This window comes from Pseudomonas sp. Xaverov 259 (genome assembly GCF_019352915.1).
Taxonomy (GTDB): Bacteria; Pseudomonadota; Gammaproteobacteria; order Pseudomonadales; family Pseudomonadaceae; genus Aquipseudomonas.
Genome location: NZ_JAAAFV010000031.1, coordinates 54,869 through 71,006, shown reverse-complemented (window position 1 = coordinate 71,006; position 16,138 = coordinate 54,869). Strand labels below are relative to the sequence as shown.

Annotated in this window: 14 protein-coding genes; 9 read left to right on the top strand and 5 right to left on the bottom strand. The window is 61.7% G+C overall.

Features of this window, described 5'->3' with window-relative positions:
• Nucleotides 1-10: 10 nt before the first annotated feature.
• The 3 genes from K0H48_RS10990 to K0H48_RS10980 are packed head-to-tail and all read left to right on the top strand — an operon-like array spanning nucleotide 11 to nucleotide 3,529.
• Entirely contained in the window at nucleotides 11-1,591 is a 1,581-nt protein-coding gene (locus K0H48_RS10990; protein WP_219267481.1) for an aldehyde dehydrogenase (NADP(+)), read from the top strand.
• Nucleotides 1,592-1,607: 16 nt separating this feature from the next.
• Nucleotides 1,608-2,471 carry an SMP-30/gluconolactonase/LRE family protein gene (locus tag K0H48_RS10985; protein ID WP_219267480.1) on the top strand — a complete coding sequence of 288 codons (864 nt, stop codon included), beginning with the start codon at nucleotides 1,608-1,610 and terminating at the stop codon, nucleotides 2,469-2,471.
• 53 nt (nucleotides 2,472-2,524) lie between these two features.
• Complete coding sequence (locus K0H48_RS10980) at nucleotides 2,525-3,529, top strand: substrate-binding domain-containing protein (RefSeq protein ID WP_219267479.1); 1,005 nt, start codon at nucleotides 2,525-2,527, stop codon at nucleotides 3,527-3,529.
• Nucleotides 3,530-3,864: 335 nt separating this feature from the next.
• Here the strand turns inward: K0H48_RS10980 and K0H48_RS10975 are convergent, their stop codons facing one another.
• Nucleotides 3,865-5,013, bottom strand: coding sequence for an aldose epimerase family protein (locus K0H48_RS10975; RefSeq protein WP_219267478.1), 1,149 nt, complete (start codon nucleotides 5,011-5,013; stop codon nucleotides 3,865-3,867).
• A gap of 138 nt (nucleotides 5,014-5,151) precedes the next feature.
• Here K0H48_RS10975 and K0H48_RS10970 point away from each other — a divergent pair, with 138 nt between their 5' ends.
• Nucleotides 5,152-5,919, top strand: coding sequence for an SDR family NAD(P)-dependent oxidoreductase (locus K0H48_RS10970; protein ID WP_219267477.1), 768 nt, complete (start codon nucleotides 5,152-5,154; stop codon nucleotides 5,917-5,919).
• A 5-nt stretch (nucleotides 5,920-5,924) separates the two neighbouring features.
• On the opposite strand, the gene K0H48_RS10965 is transcribed toward K0H48_RS10970, so the two are convergent.
• Genes K0H48_RS10965 through K0H48_RS10955 form a run of 3 tightly spaced genes read right to left on the bottom strand, consistent with a single transcriptional unit; the run spans nucleotide 5,925 to nucleotide 7,954 of the window.
• Nucleotides 5,925-6,527: a glutathione S-transferase gene (locus K0H48_RS10965; protein ID WP_219267476.1), complete on the bottom strand. Its 603-nt coding sequence runs from the start codon at nucleotides 6,525-6,527 to the stop codon at nucleotides 5,925-5,927.
• Nucleotides 6,528-6,557: 30 nt separating this feature from the next.
• A complete protein-coding gene (mug, locus tag K0H48_RS10960; RefSeq protein WP_219267475.1) occupies nucleotides 6,558-7,091 on the bottom strand; it encodes a G/U mismatch-specific DNA glycosylase in 534 nt (177 codons plus the stop codon).
• Entirely contained in the window at nucleotides 7,088-7,954 is an 867-nt protein-coding gene (locus K0H48_RS10955) for a LysR substrate-binding domain-containing protein (protein ID WP_219267474.1), read from the bottom strand. Before K0H48_RS10955 ends, mug begins: the two co-directional genes overlap by 4 nt.
• Nucleotides 7,955-8,088: 134 nt before the next feature.
• Between K0H48_RS10955 and K0H48_RS10950 the strand changes: the two genes are divergently transcribed.
• Genes K0H48_RS10950 through K0H48_RS10935 form a run of 4 tightly spaced genes read left to right on the top strand, consistent with a single transcriptional unit; the run spans nucleotide 8,089 to nucleotide 12,215 of the window.
• The gene (locus K0H48_RS10950) at nucleotides 8,089-9,141 is read left to right on the top strand and encodes an agmatine/peptidylarginine deiminase (RefSeq protein ID WP_219267473.1); all 1,053 of its coding nucleotides are present in this window, start codon (nucleotides 8,089-8,091) and stop codon (nucleotides 9,139-9,141) included.
• Between the two features lie 4 nt (nucleotides 9,142-9,145).
• A complete protein-coding gene (gene aguB / locus K0H48_RS10945; protein WP_219267472.1) occupies nucleotides 9,146-10,027 on the top strand; it encodes an N-carbamoylputrescine amidase in 882 nt (293 codons plus the stop codon).
• Nucleotides 10,024-11,106, top strand: coding sequence for an extracellular solute-binding protein (locus K0H48_RS10940; protein ID WP_219267471.1), 1,083 nt, complete (start codon nucleotides 10,024-10,026; stop codon nucleotides 11,104-11,106). The genes aguB and K0H48_RS10940 overlap by 4 nt, the downstream gene beginning before the upstream one ends.
• Nucleotides 11,107-11,114: 8 nt before the next feature.
• On the top strand, nucleotides 11,115-12,215 hold the full coding sequence (locus tag K0H48_RS10935) for an agmatine/peptidylarginine deiminase (protein ID WP_219267470.1): 1,101 nt from the start codon (nucleotides 11,115-11,117) through the stop codon (nucleotides 12,213-12,215).
• On the opposite strand, the gene K0H48_RS10930 is transcribed toward K0H48_RS10935, so the two are convergent.
• Entirely contained in the window at nucleotides 12,212-12,682 is a 471-nt protein-coding gene (locus tag K0H48_RS10930; RefSeq protein ID WP_257626924.1) for a MarR family winged helix-turn-helix transcriptional regulator, read from the bottom strand. The genes K0H48_RS10935 and K0H48_RS10930 overlap by 4 nt on opposite strands.
• Before the next feature lie 275 nt (nucleotides 12,683-12,957).
• Here K0H48_RS10930 and K0H48_RS10925 point away from each other — a divergent pair, with 275 nt between their 5' ends.
• A complete protein-coding gene (locus tag K0H48_RS10925) occupies nucleotides 12,958-16,137 on the top strand; it encodes an efflux RND transporter permease subunit (RefSeq protein ID WP_219267469.1) in 3,180 nt (1,059 codons plus the stop codon).
• The last annotated feature ends 1 nt before the right edge of the window (nucleotide 16,138 follow it).

Sequence of the window (16,138 nt, the reverse complement as noted above, 5' to 3'; positions counted from 1 at the left end):
GGAGATCAGCATGAATCCGTTTCTCGGCCACAACTACATCGGCGGCCAGCGCAGCGCCCAGGGCAGCATCACCCTGAAAAGCGTCGATGCCAGCACCGGCGAGGCCTTGCCTCAGGAGTTCTATCAGGCCACGCCCGCCGAGGTGGATGCCGCCGCCCAGGCCGCCGCTGCCGCCTATCCCGCGTACCGGGCATTGAGTGCCTCGCGCCGGGCGCAGTTCCTGGAGGCGGTGGCCGATGAGCTGGACGCGCTGGGGGAGGATTTTATCCAGCTGGTTTGCCGCGAAACGGCATTACCTGCAGCGCGCATCAACGGCGAGCGCGGGCGCACCAGTGGCCAGATGCGCCTGTTCGCCACGGTGTTGCGTCGTGGGGACTTTTACGGCGCGCGCATCGACAGAGCCTTGCCCGAGCGCCAACCCCTGCCGCGCCCGGACCTGCGCCAATACCGCATCGGCCTCGGCCCGGTGGCGGTGTTTGGTGCGAGCAACTTCCCCTTGGCGTTTTCCACCGCAGGCGGCGACACCGCCGCCGCGCTGGCGGCCGGCTGCCCGGTGGTGTTCAAGGCCCACAGCGGGCATATGGCCACGGCTGAGCGGGTGGCCGATGCAATCATCCGCGCGGCCGAGGCCACCGAGATGCCGGCGGGTGTGTTCAACATGATCTTCGGTGGCGGCGTCGGTGAGGCGCTGGTCAAGCACCCGGCGATCCAGGCCGTGGGTTTTACCGGCTCGCTCAAGGGCGGCCGTGCCCTGTGTGATATGGCGGCGGCACGCCCGCAGCCGATCCCGGTGTTTGCCGAAATGTCGAGCATCAACCCGGTGATTGTACTGCCCCAGGCCGTGCACGCCCGGGCCGAGACCATTGCCCGCGACCTCACTGCCTCGGTGGTGCAAGGCTGTGGCCAGTTCTGCACCAACCCTGGCCTGGTGATCGGTATTGCCTCGCCACAGCTCAGCGCGTTTATCCAACAGGTAGCGCAACTGATCGGTGAACAGCCGGCGCAAACCATGCTCAATACCGGCACCCTCGGCAGTTATGGCAAAGGCTTGGAAAAACTCTTGGCGCACTCTGACATCCAACACCTGGCGGGCAGCGCTCAAGTGGGCGGTCAGGCGCAGCCGCAGCTGTTCAAGGCGGATGTGCGCTTGCTGATCGACGGCGATGAGGTGTTGCAGGAAGAGGTGTTCGGCCCTGCCACGGTGTTTGTCGAGGTCGCCGATCAGGCCCAGCTCAGCGCGGCCTTGCACGGCCTGCATGGCCAGCTTACCGCCACGCTCATTGCTGAACCGGCCGACCTGCAACAGTTCACTGAATTGACGCCGCTGCTGGAACAGAAAGTCGGGCGCATCCTGCTCAACGGCTACCCGACCGGCGTGGAAGTGTGTGATTCGATGGTTCACGGCGGCCCGTACCCGGCCACGTCCGATGCCCGTGGCACCTCGGTCGGCACCCTGGCCATCGACCGGTTCCTGCGCCCGGTGTGCTTGCAGAATTACCCTGATAGCCTGCTGCCCGACGCGTTGAAAAACGCCAACCCGTTGCGCATCCAGCGGCTGGTGGATGGCACGCCATCGCGCGACCCGCTGTAACACCAGGAGGTTTTTTATGTCGTGTACCGCAGTCACTGCACACCGTGCCCAGTTGGGCGAAGGCCCGTTCTGGGACGTGCCGACCCAGGCGCTGTATTGGGTGAATATCGCCGGCAAACAGGCGCTGCGCCTGATGGGCGGGCAACTGCAGATCTGGCAGTTGCCCGAGCACGTCTCGGCGTTTATCCCCTGTGAAAGTGGCGATGCGCTGGTGACGCTGAGCAGCGGCGTGTACCGGCTGAACCTGGAAACCGAAGCCCTCACGCTGCTGTGCGTGGTCGACCCGCAACCGGGCAACCGTGGCAATGAAGCGCGCTGCGATGCCCAGGGCCGCCTGTGGTTGGGCACCATGCAGAACAATATCGGTGAGCAGGGTGAAGACCTGCCGATTACGCGGCGTAGCGGCGGCCTGTTTCGCGTCGATGCCAACGCACACGTCACACCGTTACTGAGCGGACTGGGCATTCCCAACACCTTGCTATGGAGCGATGACGGCGCCCACGTGCATTTCGGCGACAGTATGGACGGCACGTTGTACCGGCATTCGATCCAGCCAAACGGCCAACTCGACCCTGCACACGTGTGGTTCGGCCCGCATGAGCGCGGCGGCCCGGACGGCTCGGCGATGGACGCGGATGGCTATATCTGGAACGCCCGTTGGGATGGCAGTTGCCTGCTGCGCCTGACGCCGGCCGGCGAGGTCGACCGCATTGTCGAGTTGCCCGTGAGCCGGCCCACCAGTTGCGTGTTCGGTGGCCCCGATCTCACCACTCTCTATATCACCAGCGCCGCCAGCCCCTTGAATCACCCACTCGATGGCGCGCTGCTGGCCATCGAGGTCAATGTGCCAGGCAAGCCCTGTCACCGTTTTGCCGGTTAAACCCCAAGACCCAAAAACAAAAGACCCAAAAACAACAACAAGGAGTCATCCGTATGAATCATCGTCGAGGTATCCGTGCCCTGTGCTGCGCCGCTGTGGCGGTGTCGGCCCTGAGCTTGAGCGGCCTGCTGCAGGCCGCTGAAGCCGTGAAGATCGGTTTTCTGGTCAAGCAGGCTGAAGAACCGTGGTTCCAGACCGAATGGGCGTTTGCCGAAAAAGCCGGCAAGGAGCATGGCTTTACCGTGATCAAGATCGCGGTGCCGGATGGCGAGAAAACCCTGTCGGCCATCGACAGCCTGGCGGCCAACGGCGCCAAGGGCTTTGTGATCTGCCCGCCGGACGTATCACTCGGCCCGGCTATCGTCGCCAAGGCCAAGGCCAACGGCCTGAAAGTGATTGCGGTGGATGATCGCTTCGTTGATGCCAAGGGCAACTTCATGGAGGACGTGCCGTACCTGGGCATGGCCGCGTTTGAAGTGGGCCAGAAGCAGGGCGCGGCGATGGCGGCTGAGGCGAAAAAACGCGGTTGGGACTGGAAGGACACCTATGCGGTGATCAACACCTTTAACGAACTCGACACGGGTAAAAAACGCACTGATGGTTCGGTCAAATCCCTGGAAGACGCTGGCTTTCCCAAAGACCACATTCTGTTCACCGCTGCCAAGACTCTCGATGTACCAGGCAGTATGGACGCCACCAACTCGGCGCTGGTCAAGCTGCCCAGCGGTGCCAAGAACCTGATTATCGGCGGCATGAACGACAACACGGTGCTCGGCGGCGTGCGCGCTACGGAAACGGCCGGTTTTGCTGCAGCCAATGTGATCGGTATCGGCATCAATGGCACAGACGCGATCGGTGAGCTGAAAAAAGCCGACAGCGGTTTTTTCGGTTCGATGCTGCCTAGTCCGCATATCGAGGGCTACAACACTGCGTTGATGATGTATGAGTGGGTTACCAAGGGAACGGAGCCGCCCAAGTACACGGCCATGGACGAGGTGACGCTGATTACGCGCGAGAACTTCAAGCAAGAGCTGACGAAGATTGGGTTGTGGCAATGAAGGGGGATTGGATCAGAGGGAGTACATATCCGTTGCTGCGGTAATGGCCACTTAGTGTTCCGCCCTTACGGCGGGTCACTACCTGATGCAACGCGGTCTAAATGTGGGAGCGGGCTTGCTCGCGAATGCGGTGGGTCAGTGACAGATGAATTGACTGGCACACCGCATTCGCGAGCAAGCCCGCTCCCACACAGTTGACCGAGTATGGCTCTGCTGTTGCTCTGGCCCTTTATATCCTTTTCGCTGACCAAGCTGCCCTGGCTTGCGCCCTGCTACAAGGAAAAACCGAGGTGCCTGTAGCGAGGGCCGGCTCCAACACCTCGGTGCACCAACTGTCAGTCGGCAGAGAACTTGAGCACAGTGTTTTGGCTATAGGTCTGCCCCGGATTCAACCGAGTCGAAGCAAACTTGGGCTGGTTGGGCGCGTCGGGAAAGTGCTGGGTCTCGAGGGTAAAAGCACTCCAGTGCTGGTACGTCTTGCCCGCTTTGCCCTTAACCGTGCCATCGAGGAAGTTACTGGTGTAGAACTGCACTCCAGGCTCGCTGGTGTAGAGCTGCAAACGCCGGCCGGAAGCAGGGTCGTGAACTTCGGCGGCGAGTTGCTTGATATCGCCCTGGGTGTCGAGCGCCCAGTTGAAGTCAAACCCACCTTGTTTCGGCTCGGCAAATTTGAGCTGCGGATGCTCGTCCTTGATGTGCTGGCCGATCGGCGTGGGTTTGAGAAAGTCCATTGGCGTGCCTTTGACCGGTGCCAGCTCGCCGGTCGGAATCAGGGTGGCATTCACCGGTGTGTAATGGCTGGCATGCAAGGTCGCGACCTGCTTGAGAATGTCGCCATTGCCCGCGCCGGCCAGGTTGAAATAGCTGTGGTTGGTGAGGTTGAGCACCGTGGGTTTGTCGGTACTGGCTTTGTAGTCGATGTGCAGTTCGTTGTGATCGTTGAGGCTGTAGGTGACCTCGGTCTTGAGGTTGCCGGGAAAGCCCATTTCACCGTCCTTGGACAGGTAGCTGAGCTTGACGCCGACCGAGTTCTTGCCTTTGACGGGTTCGGCTTTCCACACCTGCTTGTCAAACCCCTGGGCGCCGCCGTGCAGTGAGTTGGGCCCGTCGTTGAGCGGCACCTGATAGCGCTTGCCATCGAGCTCAAATGCACCGCCTGCCAGGCGGTTGCCGAAGCGCCCGATGGTCGCGCCAAAAAACGCCGTGCCGCTCTGATAGCCCTGCACGTCATCAAAACCCAGTACTACGTCATCGACCTTGCCGTTTTTATCCGGCACTTTGAGTGACTGCAACACGCCGCCGTAGGTGATCACCGTGGCTTGCATGCCGTGGCTGTTGCGCAAGATGTACTGCTCGACGGCGGTGCCGTCATTGGTTTTGCCGAAGGGTTTGTGCTCGCTGGTGAGGCCCGCAGCCTGGGTGCCGCCGCTGGCAATCAGCAGGGACAAGGCGAGGCCGGAAAGCAGGTGACGAGGGTGCTTCATGGTCGAACTTCCTTTTGTTGTTTTCAGTGGAATAGTTCTACTAATGTGCGATATTTTGTCGCTGCAGCAGCAGATTTATAGCCTTTTACTGCCTGTTTGCAAAATAAAATAAGACTAATTAAGTGAGGCGACCTTTATATGACCACTCAACAGGCTGTTTACCCCGACCTTGAGGGTAAGACCGTTCTGGTTTCCGGTGGTGCCTCAGGCATCGGCGAATTCCTGGTGCGCGCGTTCGCCGCACAGGGTGCCAAGGTGGGTTTTGTGGACCGGGCGCAAAGCCAGGGCGAGCGTCTGGCCGCGCTCTTGTATTCCCAGGGCTACAAGGTTGAATTCGTGTGTTGCGACATCACCGATGAAATCGCCTACAAGGCGGCGATCGAGCGCTTTGAACACTCGCTGGGGCCAATCACTGTACTGGTCAATAACGCGGCCAACGACGTGCGTCATACCCTGGAAGAAGTCGATTCGGCGATGTTCGACAGTCTGATCGCCGTCAACCTCAAGCACGCGTTCTTTGCCGCCAAGGCCGTGGTGCCGATGATGAAACGCGCCGGCGGTGGGGCGATCATCAACCTGGGCTCGGTGGGGTGGATGATGGCGTCTGCCGGCTACCCGGTGTACGCCGCCAGCAAGGCCGCTGCCCATGGCATGACCCGTGCCCTGGCACGTGAGCTGGGGCCCAGCCATATCCGTGTGAACACCCTGGTGCCCGGCTGGGTCATGACCAACAAACAACTGGCGATGTGGGTCGATGACGCGGCCAAAGAATTGATCAGCCGCAGCCAGTGCCTGCCCGGCAGCGTGCTGCCCGAACACATCGCCAATATGGCGTTGTTTCTCGCCTCCGATGCTTCGGCGATGTGTTCGGCGCAGAACTTTATTGTGGATGGCGGCTGGGTCTAAGTCCGTTACTCGATGGGGTAGCGCTTGAAGGCCGGGTGCTGTTCCAGCCGCTGCGCGTGACGTTGCAGGTAGGGGAATGCCTTGGGGTCGAGCACCGACGGCAGTTTTGACTGGGTGAACGACCACGCGACTGCCGTGGTCAGTGCGGCCTGGGTCAGCGGTCCGTCGGTAGGGAGGGCCAAGTGTTTTTCCAGCAACGAATAGGCGGCCAGCAGTTGCCCGGTCACGCGGTCGACCCACGGCTCATGGAGTTTTTCTGCCGGACGCAGATTATGCTCATACACGATCTGCACGGTTTTCTCGCAGGCCGCCAGGGCCAGCCCGAGCACGTGCAGCTCTTGAGCGCGGGCGCCGGCCGCTTGCGCCAGCAGCTTCTTGTCGGCGCGGGCCTGGGCTTCGAAATAGTCCAGGATCAGGCTGGAATCCATCAGCAGTGTGCCGTCATCCAGCACCAGGGTCGGCGCTTTGACCACCGGGTTGATCGCCTGGAACTGCTCGAAGCTGCTGAATACCGACACCGATTGATGCTCAAACGCTACGCCGTACAGCTCCAGGGAAATTGCCACGCGACGCACGTAAGGCGAGTCCAGCATGCCTATCAGTTTCATGAAGCCTCCGTTGCTCTCAGGTGAATGCTCTCAGGAGATTAGGGGCACTTGATCGCTCTGTGCAATGGCTTCGCGCAGTTGCTGATAGGCCTGCACCAACTGCTCCAGGTTGAACGCCAAATTGCGCCCGCTGGGGTTGGGCAGCACCCATACCGCTGCGCCGCCCAATAACTGCGGCTGCAGCCCCCAGGCAACCTCGCGTTGGCCGGACACGGCGCTATAACCGACCTTGCCCAAAAAGGCCACGAAGCGTGGCTGCCAGCGGCGGATTTTTTGCTCAAGCGCAGCCGCGGCGTCATTGAACTCATGCCGCGCCAATTCCCCCGCACTCGCCGTAGGGCGCTCCACCAGTGTGGTCAGGCCGCAGTGGTAGTCGAGCACGTTGCGTCCATCTTGTGGGCGGATCTCATGAGGCGTGAAACCAGCCAGGTGCAACGTACGCCAGAAACGGTTGCTGCGGTTGGCGAAGTGCAGGCCCAAGGCGGCGGAGCCTTTGCCGGGGTTGATGCCGCAGAACACTACGTTCAGGTGTTCGGTGAGGATGTCTTCGAGTCTGTCACTCATGTTGGGTCTACCTGCAAACGCATCAGCAACCATTGGGTAAAGCTGCGGGCCAGTGGGTCGTTTTCACTGTCACGGTGGGTCAACAGCGCCCAGCTGGGGCCGCGAATGGTGGCTTCGACCAGCGGCGTGAGCAAGCCATCGGCCTGGGCCTGGTGGCTCAGCAGTTGGCTGACCAGGCCGATGCCCAGCCCGCTGCACACAGCATCGAGCAGTAAACCCGGATCGGAAAAATTCAGCCCCTGGTCCTGTTGGCCCACATCAATGCCGGCCTCCACGGCCCAATGGCTCCAGTCCATCTCTCGCTCGCCGTGCAAGGTGGTGCGCTGCGCGGCAGGCACTGGCAGCAGCTTGGGATGGCACGCCGGAAACAACCGGTCGGCATGCAGCACCTTGAAGCTGCATTCGGCCTGGGAACTGATGTCGTCACGTACGGCCAGGTCGATGGTCTGGCTGGCCATGTCGGGCACTTCATCGGTACTGAAGATCCACAGGTCCACCTCCGGGTGCCGCTGACGAAAGTCTGCCAGGCGTGGCAGCAGCCAGTGGCGGGCAAAGGTCGGCGTGGTGTTGAGCACCAGTTGATTGGGTTTGCGGTACTGCCCCAGGCGCCGTACGCCCACCGCCAGTTGTTGCAGCAGCGCCTGGGTGGTGCTGAGGAAGTCATAACCTGCGTCGGTGAGGCTCACGCTGCGCCCGCTGCGTAAAAACAGCGGCTGCTCCAGGTAAGCCTCCAGGCTGCGGATCTGCTGGCTGATCGCTGATTGGGTCAGGTGCAGTTCTTCGGCAGCCTTGTGGAAACTGCCCAGGCGGGCGGCAGCTTCAAAGCCGCGCAGGGTGCCGAGGGGCGGCCAATGGTTGAGCATATCGATAAGCTCCGCTAATCAGTTTTCTACAAAATCCATCGTTTGTTTGGTCTTTTCAGCCTACGTAGCATGTACGCCAAGACTCCGTGGGCAGTTTTCACTGAACACAATGACTTAACTCAAAGGTGCTTGTCATGCAGCGTAGTGAAATTTTAACCGGTGGTTGGAGTATGCCCGCGGAGTGGTCCCACCATGCGGCGACCTGGATGGTCTGGCCGCATAACCAGGCGCTGTGGGAAAGCACCTGGGGTGTGACCTTGTCATTGGTGCAGCAGGATTTTGCGCGAGTCGCCACTGCCATCGCACGTTTTGAACCGGTGAAAATGATTGTCGACCCTTCGGCAATCGCCAGTGCCAAAGCCCTGTGCGGCCATGGCATCGAGTTGATCGTACAGGCCGTCAACGACAGCTGGTGCCGCGACTCCGGCCCCACCTTCATCTGTCACCCGCAACAGGGTACGGCGGGTGTGAGCTGGCGATTCAACGCCTGGGGCGGCAAGTCGGCCCATGACCTGGACGAAAGCCTGGGGCGCCGAGTGCTCAATCACCTGGGGCTGGAATGCTTCGGCACGCCGCTCTGCAATGAGGGCGGCGCGATCCATGTGGACGGCGAGGGCACCTTGATCACCACCGAATCGGTGCTGCTCAACCCCAACCGTAACCCCGGCATGAGCAAAGCCGAAATCGAAGATATCTTCGCGCGCCTGCTGGGGATCAAAAAGACCATCTGGCTCCCCGGCGACCCGAATTACGTCACCGGTGACATGACCGACGGCCACGTCGACGGCGTGTGCGCCTTCGCCCGCCCTGGTGTGCTGCTGGTGGATGCCACTCACGATCAACACTCGACCTATGCCCAAGTAGTGCGCGAAAACCGCCGCGCCCTGGAATTGGCCTCCGACGCCCAGGGCCGGCGTTTCGAGCTGATCGAGCTGTATGAGGCCACCGATGCGGTGGACACCGATGCCGAGGTGTTTTGCGCCTCCTACACCAACTTCTACATCGCCAACGGCGCGATCATCATGCCGGCCTACGGCATTGGCGCCGATCAGGTCGCGGCCGAGGTGCTGGCCCAGGCGTTCCCAGGCCGTGAAATCGTGCCGGTGCGGATCAACCACCTGGCCCACGGCGGCGGCGGGGTGCATTGCATCACCCAACAGCAACCGGCCTGGCCGTTAAAGGGGTAATGCCATGACTGTATTGACGATTGCTACTACCCAGATGCCGTGTACCTGGGACTTGCCGGGTAACCTCGACCGCGCCGAGCGTCTGGTGCGTGATGCCGCCGCGCAGGGCGCCCAGGTCATCCTGTTGCAGGAGCTGTTCGCCACCCCGTATTTCTGTATTGAGCAGCATCACAAGCATCTGGCGCTGGCCGAATCATATGCGCACAGCCGCGTGCTCAAGCGTTTCGCCGCGTTGGCCAAGGAGCTGGGCGTGGTGCTGCCGCTGAGCTGGTTCGAACAAGCCGGCAACGCCTACTTCAATTCCTTGAGCGTCGCCGATGCCGATGGGCAGCTGTTGGGCGTGTACCGCAAGACCCATATCCCCAACGCCATCGGCTACCAGGAGAAGGAATATTTCAGTCCCGGTGACACTGGCTTTCGCGTCTGGGACACGGCGTTCGGGCGCCTGGGCATCGGCATCTGCTGGGACCAGTGGTTCCCCGAAACCGCGCGCTGCCTGGCGTTGCAGGGTGCTGAGGTATTGTTGTTCCCCGCCGCCATCGGTTCGGAGCCCGGCTGCGCGGCGCTCGATTCCCGGGACCACTGGCAAATGACCATGCGCGGTCATGCCGCCGCCAACCTGGTGCCAGTGGTGGCGGCCAACCGCGTAGGTCGTGAAGTGGCGACGACGGACGCGAGCCTGCAAATGGACTTCTATGGCTCCTCGTTTATCTGCGACCACAAAGGCAAGCTGCTGGTCGAAGCTGATCGCGAATCCACGGGTGTGCTCGTGCACTCCCTGGACCTGTCTGCGATGCGCGAAGATCGCCTGACCTGGGGCATCTTCCGCGACCGCCGTCCGGAACTGTACGGCGCCATGCTGACCCTGGACGGGCGCCCATCATGAGATTGCTCTTGAGCTGTGCCCTGATCCTCACCAGCGCCTGCGTCACGGCCGATGACAAGACGCTGAAACTCTACAACTGGGCGGACTATTTTGCGCCGGACACCTTGTCGGCCTTCACTGCCGAGACCGGCATCAAGGTGATCTACGACGTGATGGACGGCAGCGAAACCCTGGAAGCCAAGTTGATGGCCGGCGGCAGCGGCTACGACCTGATCTTCCCCGGCGACACCGTGGCCGAGCGCCTGATGCGCGCCGGCAGCCTGCAACCGCTGGACCCTGCCAGGCTCACCGCGCTGGATGATATCGAGCCAGGTTTGCAGAAGCTGCGCCGCCACTACGTCAACTCCAACAAGGCCACGGTGCCTTACACCTGGGGCACCATTGGCTTGACCTACAACACTGCGCAGATCCAGCAGCGCCTGCCGAACGCGCCGGTCAACAGCCTCGACCTGCTGTTCAAACCCGAGTTTGCCGCCCAGTTCGCCGACTGTGGTATTTCGCTGATCGACTCACCCGACGAAGTGCTGGCCGTGGTCCTCAACTACCTGGGCCGCGACCCGCGCAGTGCCAAGCGTGAGGACCTGGCCGCCGCCAGTGACGTGCTGCTCAAACTGCGTCCGTACATTCGCAAGTTCCAGTCGCAACCGGTGACCGACCTGGTCAATGGCGACCTGTGCCTGTCCCTCGGCTACAGCGGCGATATGACCCAGGCCCAGCGCGCCGCCGATGCGGCCGGCAAACCCGTGACCTTCGGCTATCACATCCCCCGCGAAGGCACCACGGTGTGGATGGACACCATGGCCATACCCGTTGACGCCCGGCACCCGGAATACGCCTATGCCTTTATCAACTTCGTGATGCGCCCGCAGAACATGGCCGCCATCACTCACTTCACCGGCTACCCCACGGCCAACGCCAAGGCCCGCCCGGCAGTGGAGGCAAGCCTGCGTGACAACCCGGATATTTACCCGGATGCGGCCACCTTCGAGCGATTGATTGCCGGCAAGGACATCCCCCAGGCCGATATGCGCGCACGTATGCGTGTGTGGACTAAATTCAAGACTGCGACCGTTAAGTAGAGAACCCCATGCCAACCCGTCGAACCTTCCTCAAACAAACCAGCGTGGTCTGTGCCATGACCTTACTCACCACTCACGTGCGCGCCGCCGTCAAAGGCCGGTTCTATATGCCCGATGAGGGCGAGAAACACCGCCAGGCCTTCATCGCCTTTGGCGCCCAGGACGCTATCTGGGAAGACTTCACCGCCGATGTGCAAGCGGCCCTGGGCCGTATCTCCCAGGCGATTGCCACCTATGAGCCGGTCACCGTGTTCTGTCGCGAAGACGAGCGCGAACTGGCGGAAAAACACTGCGGTACACGCAATATCACCTTTGTCGAAACCGAGCTGGACGATATCTGGATGCGCGACACCGGCGCCAATTTCGTCATCGACGGCACGGGCGGCGAAGGCGCGGTGGATTTCAACTTCAATGGCTGGGGTAACAAACAACAACATGCCGATGACGCGCAGTTGGCGGCGCTGGTGGCCGAAGAAACCGGCGCGCGCCACATTCGCAGTGAGCTGGTGGGCGAGGGCGGTGCTATCGAAGTGGATGGCCTGGGCACCGGCATCATGACCGAAAGCAGTTGGATCAACCGCAACCGCAACCCCGACTGGAGCAAGGCCGATGTCGAGGCTGAACTCAAGGAGCGCCTGGGCCTGCGCAAGATCATCTGGCTGCCGGGCATCAAGGGCAAGGACATCACCGATGCGCACGTGGATTTCTATGCGCGGTTCGTCGCGCCCGGTGTGGTGCTGGCCAACCTCGATACCGACCCGCAGTCCTACGACCACAAGGTCACCTTGGCGCACCTGGAGATCCTCAAGCACGCCACTGATGCCGATGGCCGCCCGTTGCAGGTGCATACCGTGTCGCCGCCGCTGAACCCGCGCAAAAGCAGGTTCAGCCAAGGTAACGAGGACTTCGCCGCCGGCTATATCAATTATTTTGTGATTAACGGCGCGGTAATCGCGCCCGAATTCGGCGACCCGGTGGCGGATCGCAAGGCATTGGAGTTGCTGTCACGGCTCTACCCGAACCGTAAAGTGCTGCAGCTCAATATCGATGCGATTGCCGCTGGCGGAGGCGGCATCCACTGCGTCACCAACCACCAGCCGATGGCTTAGGCGTCCTTGGCCAACAGCGTGCGGGCAAATTCGTCGGAGGCGATAAAGTCCAGGGTCTGGCGCAATTGCGCCGCTGCTTCACGGCCGAAGGCCTGATCGAAGCGTTCGGCCATTTGCGTCGAAATACGCTTGGCCGCGACGTGGGTGCGTTTGCCGTGTTCGGTCAGCAGCACGCGGCGGGTACGCCGGTCGAGTTCGTCCACGCGCAGCTCCACCAGGCCGTCACGCACCAGCGGTTTGAGCGTGTGGCCGAGCGCGGACAAATCCATCACCAGGGTTTGTGCCAGCTCGCCCATTTTTGGCGTGCCGGCCTTGGCGATACGGTTGAGCAGCGCGTATTGCGTGGCTTTAAGCCCGCAGGGCGCGAACGCTTCGTCATAGATCTGGCCCAGGCGGCGCGAGGTGCGGCGCACGGCACCGTTGACGCAGGCGCTGGGGCTCTCGGAGCAAGGCGGGGCAGGTTTCAAGGGCAGATACTCTCTGATACAAAACACGACGCGACTGATTATGCCTGCGCGACCTGTCAGGACAAGGCCTTTCGGACCGAACTGACGTTCCAGATGAATACTGAGACAGCTTGAAACAAATTAGTTGCGTATGCCACTAAAATCGATATCGTGGCATATGCCTCTTTGTGACCTGGATGTCGTTGCAAAATCCCCAGGCAGTGCATGGGGCGAGGCGGGAAAACGGCATGGCGAAGCCTGCTTGACCGACCAATCTCCTGTCTGGATCACTTCCTATGCTCAACCTCGTGCGCATCGCCTTGCTGCGCCCCTATACCTTTGTGGTATTGGCCATTTTCATCCTGATTGTCGGGCCGCTGGCGGCCTGGCGCACGCCGACCGACATCTTCCCGGAAATCCGCATTCCAGTAATTGCGGTGATCTGGCAGTACACCGGTTTGCCGCCTGATCAGATGGCGGGGCGCATCACCTCGCCATTCGAGCGGGTGCTGACCACCACCGTGAACGACATTCGCCATATCGAAGCGCAGTCGATGAACGGCTACGGCATTGTGAAGATCTTCTTCCAGCCCGGCGTCAACATCAGTACCGCCAACGCCCAGGTGACGTCGGTGTCCCAGGCGATCCTGCGGCAATTGCCGCCCAGCACCGTGCCGCCGCTGGTACTCAACTACAGCGCCTCCACCGTGCCGATCGTGCAGCTTGCACTCTCTGGGCCGGGCCTGAGCGAGCAACGCCTGGGTGATATCGGCCTGAACCAGGTGCGCCTGATGCTCACCAGCGTGCCCGGCGCGGCCCTGCCATACCCGTTTGGCGGCAAGAGCCGGCAGGTGCAGATCGACCTCGATTCGGCGCGTATGCAAGCCCGTGGCTTGTCGGCGCAGGACGTCGCCACCGCCCTGGCCACGCAGAACCTGATCACCCCGGTAGGCACCCAGAAGATCGGCAGCTACGAATTCAACCTGCAACTGAACAACTCGCCGTCGGACTTCCATGACCTGGAAAACCTGCCGATCAAGACCGCCGACGGCACCACCGTGCTGATCCGTGACGTGGCCACCGTGCGTGACGGCAACCCGCCGCAAACCAACATCGTGCATGTGAACGGCAACCGCTCGGTGCTGCTGCCGGTACTCAAGACCGGTTCGGCGTCGACCTTGGGCGTGATCGCCGGCATCAAAGAAAAGCTTGCCGACAACAAGGCTGCGTTGCCGCCGAACCTGAATATCGACCTGATCGGCGACCAGTCGCTGTTCGTGCGCTCGGCCATCAGCGGCGTGGCCCGTGAAGGCTTGATCGCGGCGGCGCTGACCAGTCTGATGATTTTGCTGTTCCTCGGCAGTTGGCGTTCGACGTTGATCATCGCCACCTCGATTCCACTGGCGATTCTGGCTTCGATTGCCACGCTTTCGGCGCTGGGCGAAACCCTGAATATCATGACCCTCGGCGGCCTGGCGCTGGCCGTCGGCATTCTGGTGGACGATGCCACGGTAACCATCGAGAACATCAACTGGCACCTGGAGCAGGGCAAGCCGGTGCAGACGGCAATCCTCGACGGTGCGGCGCAGATCGTGACGCCGGCGTTTGTCTCGCTGCTGTGTATCTGCATCGTGTTTGTGCCGATGTTTTTCCTTGAAGGTGTGGCGCGCTTCCTGTTCGTGCCGATGGCCGAAGCGGTGATCTTTGCCATGATCGCTTCCTTCCTGCTGTCGCGGACCCTGGTGCCGACGCTGGCCAACTACCTGCTCAAACCGCATCTACACGGCGACGATGGGCATGCACCGTCGCGCAACCCGCTGGTGACTTTTCAGCGCGGTTTCGAGAAGCGTTTTGAAGCCTTTCGCGAGCGTTACCACCGCGTGTTGCACAGCGCCTTGCACCATCGTCGCGCGGTGGTGATCGGCCTGCTGGCGTTTGTCGCCGTGTCGTTTGCATTGGTGCCGTTCCTGGGCCGCAACTTCTTCCCTGAGGTCGATTCCGGGCTGATTCTGTTGCACGTCCGCGCTCCGGTGGGCACACGGGTGGAGAGTAATGCGCACCTGATCGCCGACATCGAAGACGCCATCCGGCGCAAAGTCCCGGCCCAGGAGCTTAAAGCCCTGGTCGACAACATCGGCCTGTCCATCAGCGGTATCAACGTGGTGTACAACAACACCGGCACCGTGGGTTCCCAGGATGCCGATATCCAGATCAGCCTCAACGAAGGCCACCGCCCGACCGCTGAGTACATGCGCCAATTGCGCGAAAGCCTGCCACGGGAATTCCCGAGCGCGGTGTTCTCGTTCCCGGCTTCGGACATTGTCGGGCAGATTCTCAACTTCGGTTCGTCAGCACCGATCGACCTGCAAATCACCGGCAATAACCTGGCGGGCAACTTCACCTATGCCAGCGCGCTACTGCGTGATATTCGCCGGGTGCCGGGGGTGGTGGATGCGCGTATCCAGCAGTCGCGGCAATTGCCGACGTTCAATATCGACGTGGACCGCACCCGCGCGCAGTTGGTCGGCCTCACCGAACGGGATGTGACCAACAGCCTGGTGGTCAACTTGGCGGGTTCCAGCCAGGTGGCGCCGACATTCTGGTTGAACCCGGCCAACGGCATTTCCTACCCGATCGTGATGCAAACCCCGCAATACAACCTGGAAAGCCTGGCCGCGCTGCACAACCTGCCGCTGAGCGGCAGCAATGGCGCGGCCACCGACCAGACCTTGGGCGGTCTGGCGAATATCCAGCGCAGCCACAGCAGTTCGGTGTTCAGCCAGTCGGATATCCAGCCGGTGGTTGAGGTGCTGACCGCGATTCAGGACCGGGACCTGGGCGGCGTCGCCGCCGATATCCAGAAGATCATCGCCGCCCACGCCGGTGAAGTGCCGACCGGCTCCAAAGTGATTTTGCAGGGCCAGGTGCAGACCATGAACGCGGCCTTCAGTGGCTTGCTGTTCGGCCTGTTGGGCGCGGTGGTGCTGATCTACCTGCTGATCGTGGTCAACTTCCAGTCCTGGGCCGACCCGTTTGTGATTATCACCGCGTTGCCGGCGGCATTGGCGGGCATTGTGTGGATGCTGTTTGTCACGCATACGCCGCTGTCGGTGCCCGCCTTGACGGGGGCGATCATGTGCATGGGCGTGGCCACCGCCAACGCCATCCTGGTGGTGAGCTTCTGCCGTGAGCGCCTGGCCGTGCATGGCGATGCCGTGCAGGCCGCGCTGGAGGCCGGTTTCACGCGGCTGCGGCCGGTGTTGATGACCGCCATCTCGATGATCATTGGCATGGCGCCCATGGCCCTGGGGCTGGGCGAGGGCGGCGAGCAGAACGCGCCGCTCGGGCGTGCGGTGATCGGAGGCCTGGCGTTTGCCACCATCGCCACGTTGATTCTGGTGCCATTGATTTTCAGTCTTGTCCACGGGCGTCGCCAACACGCCACGCTGGCGACTACCGTTTCCCAAGGGGTTTGAC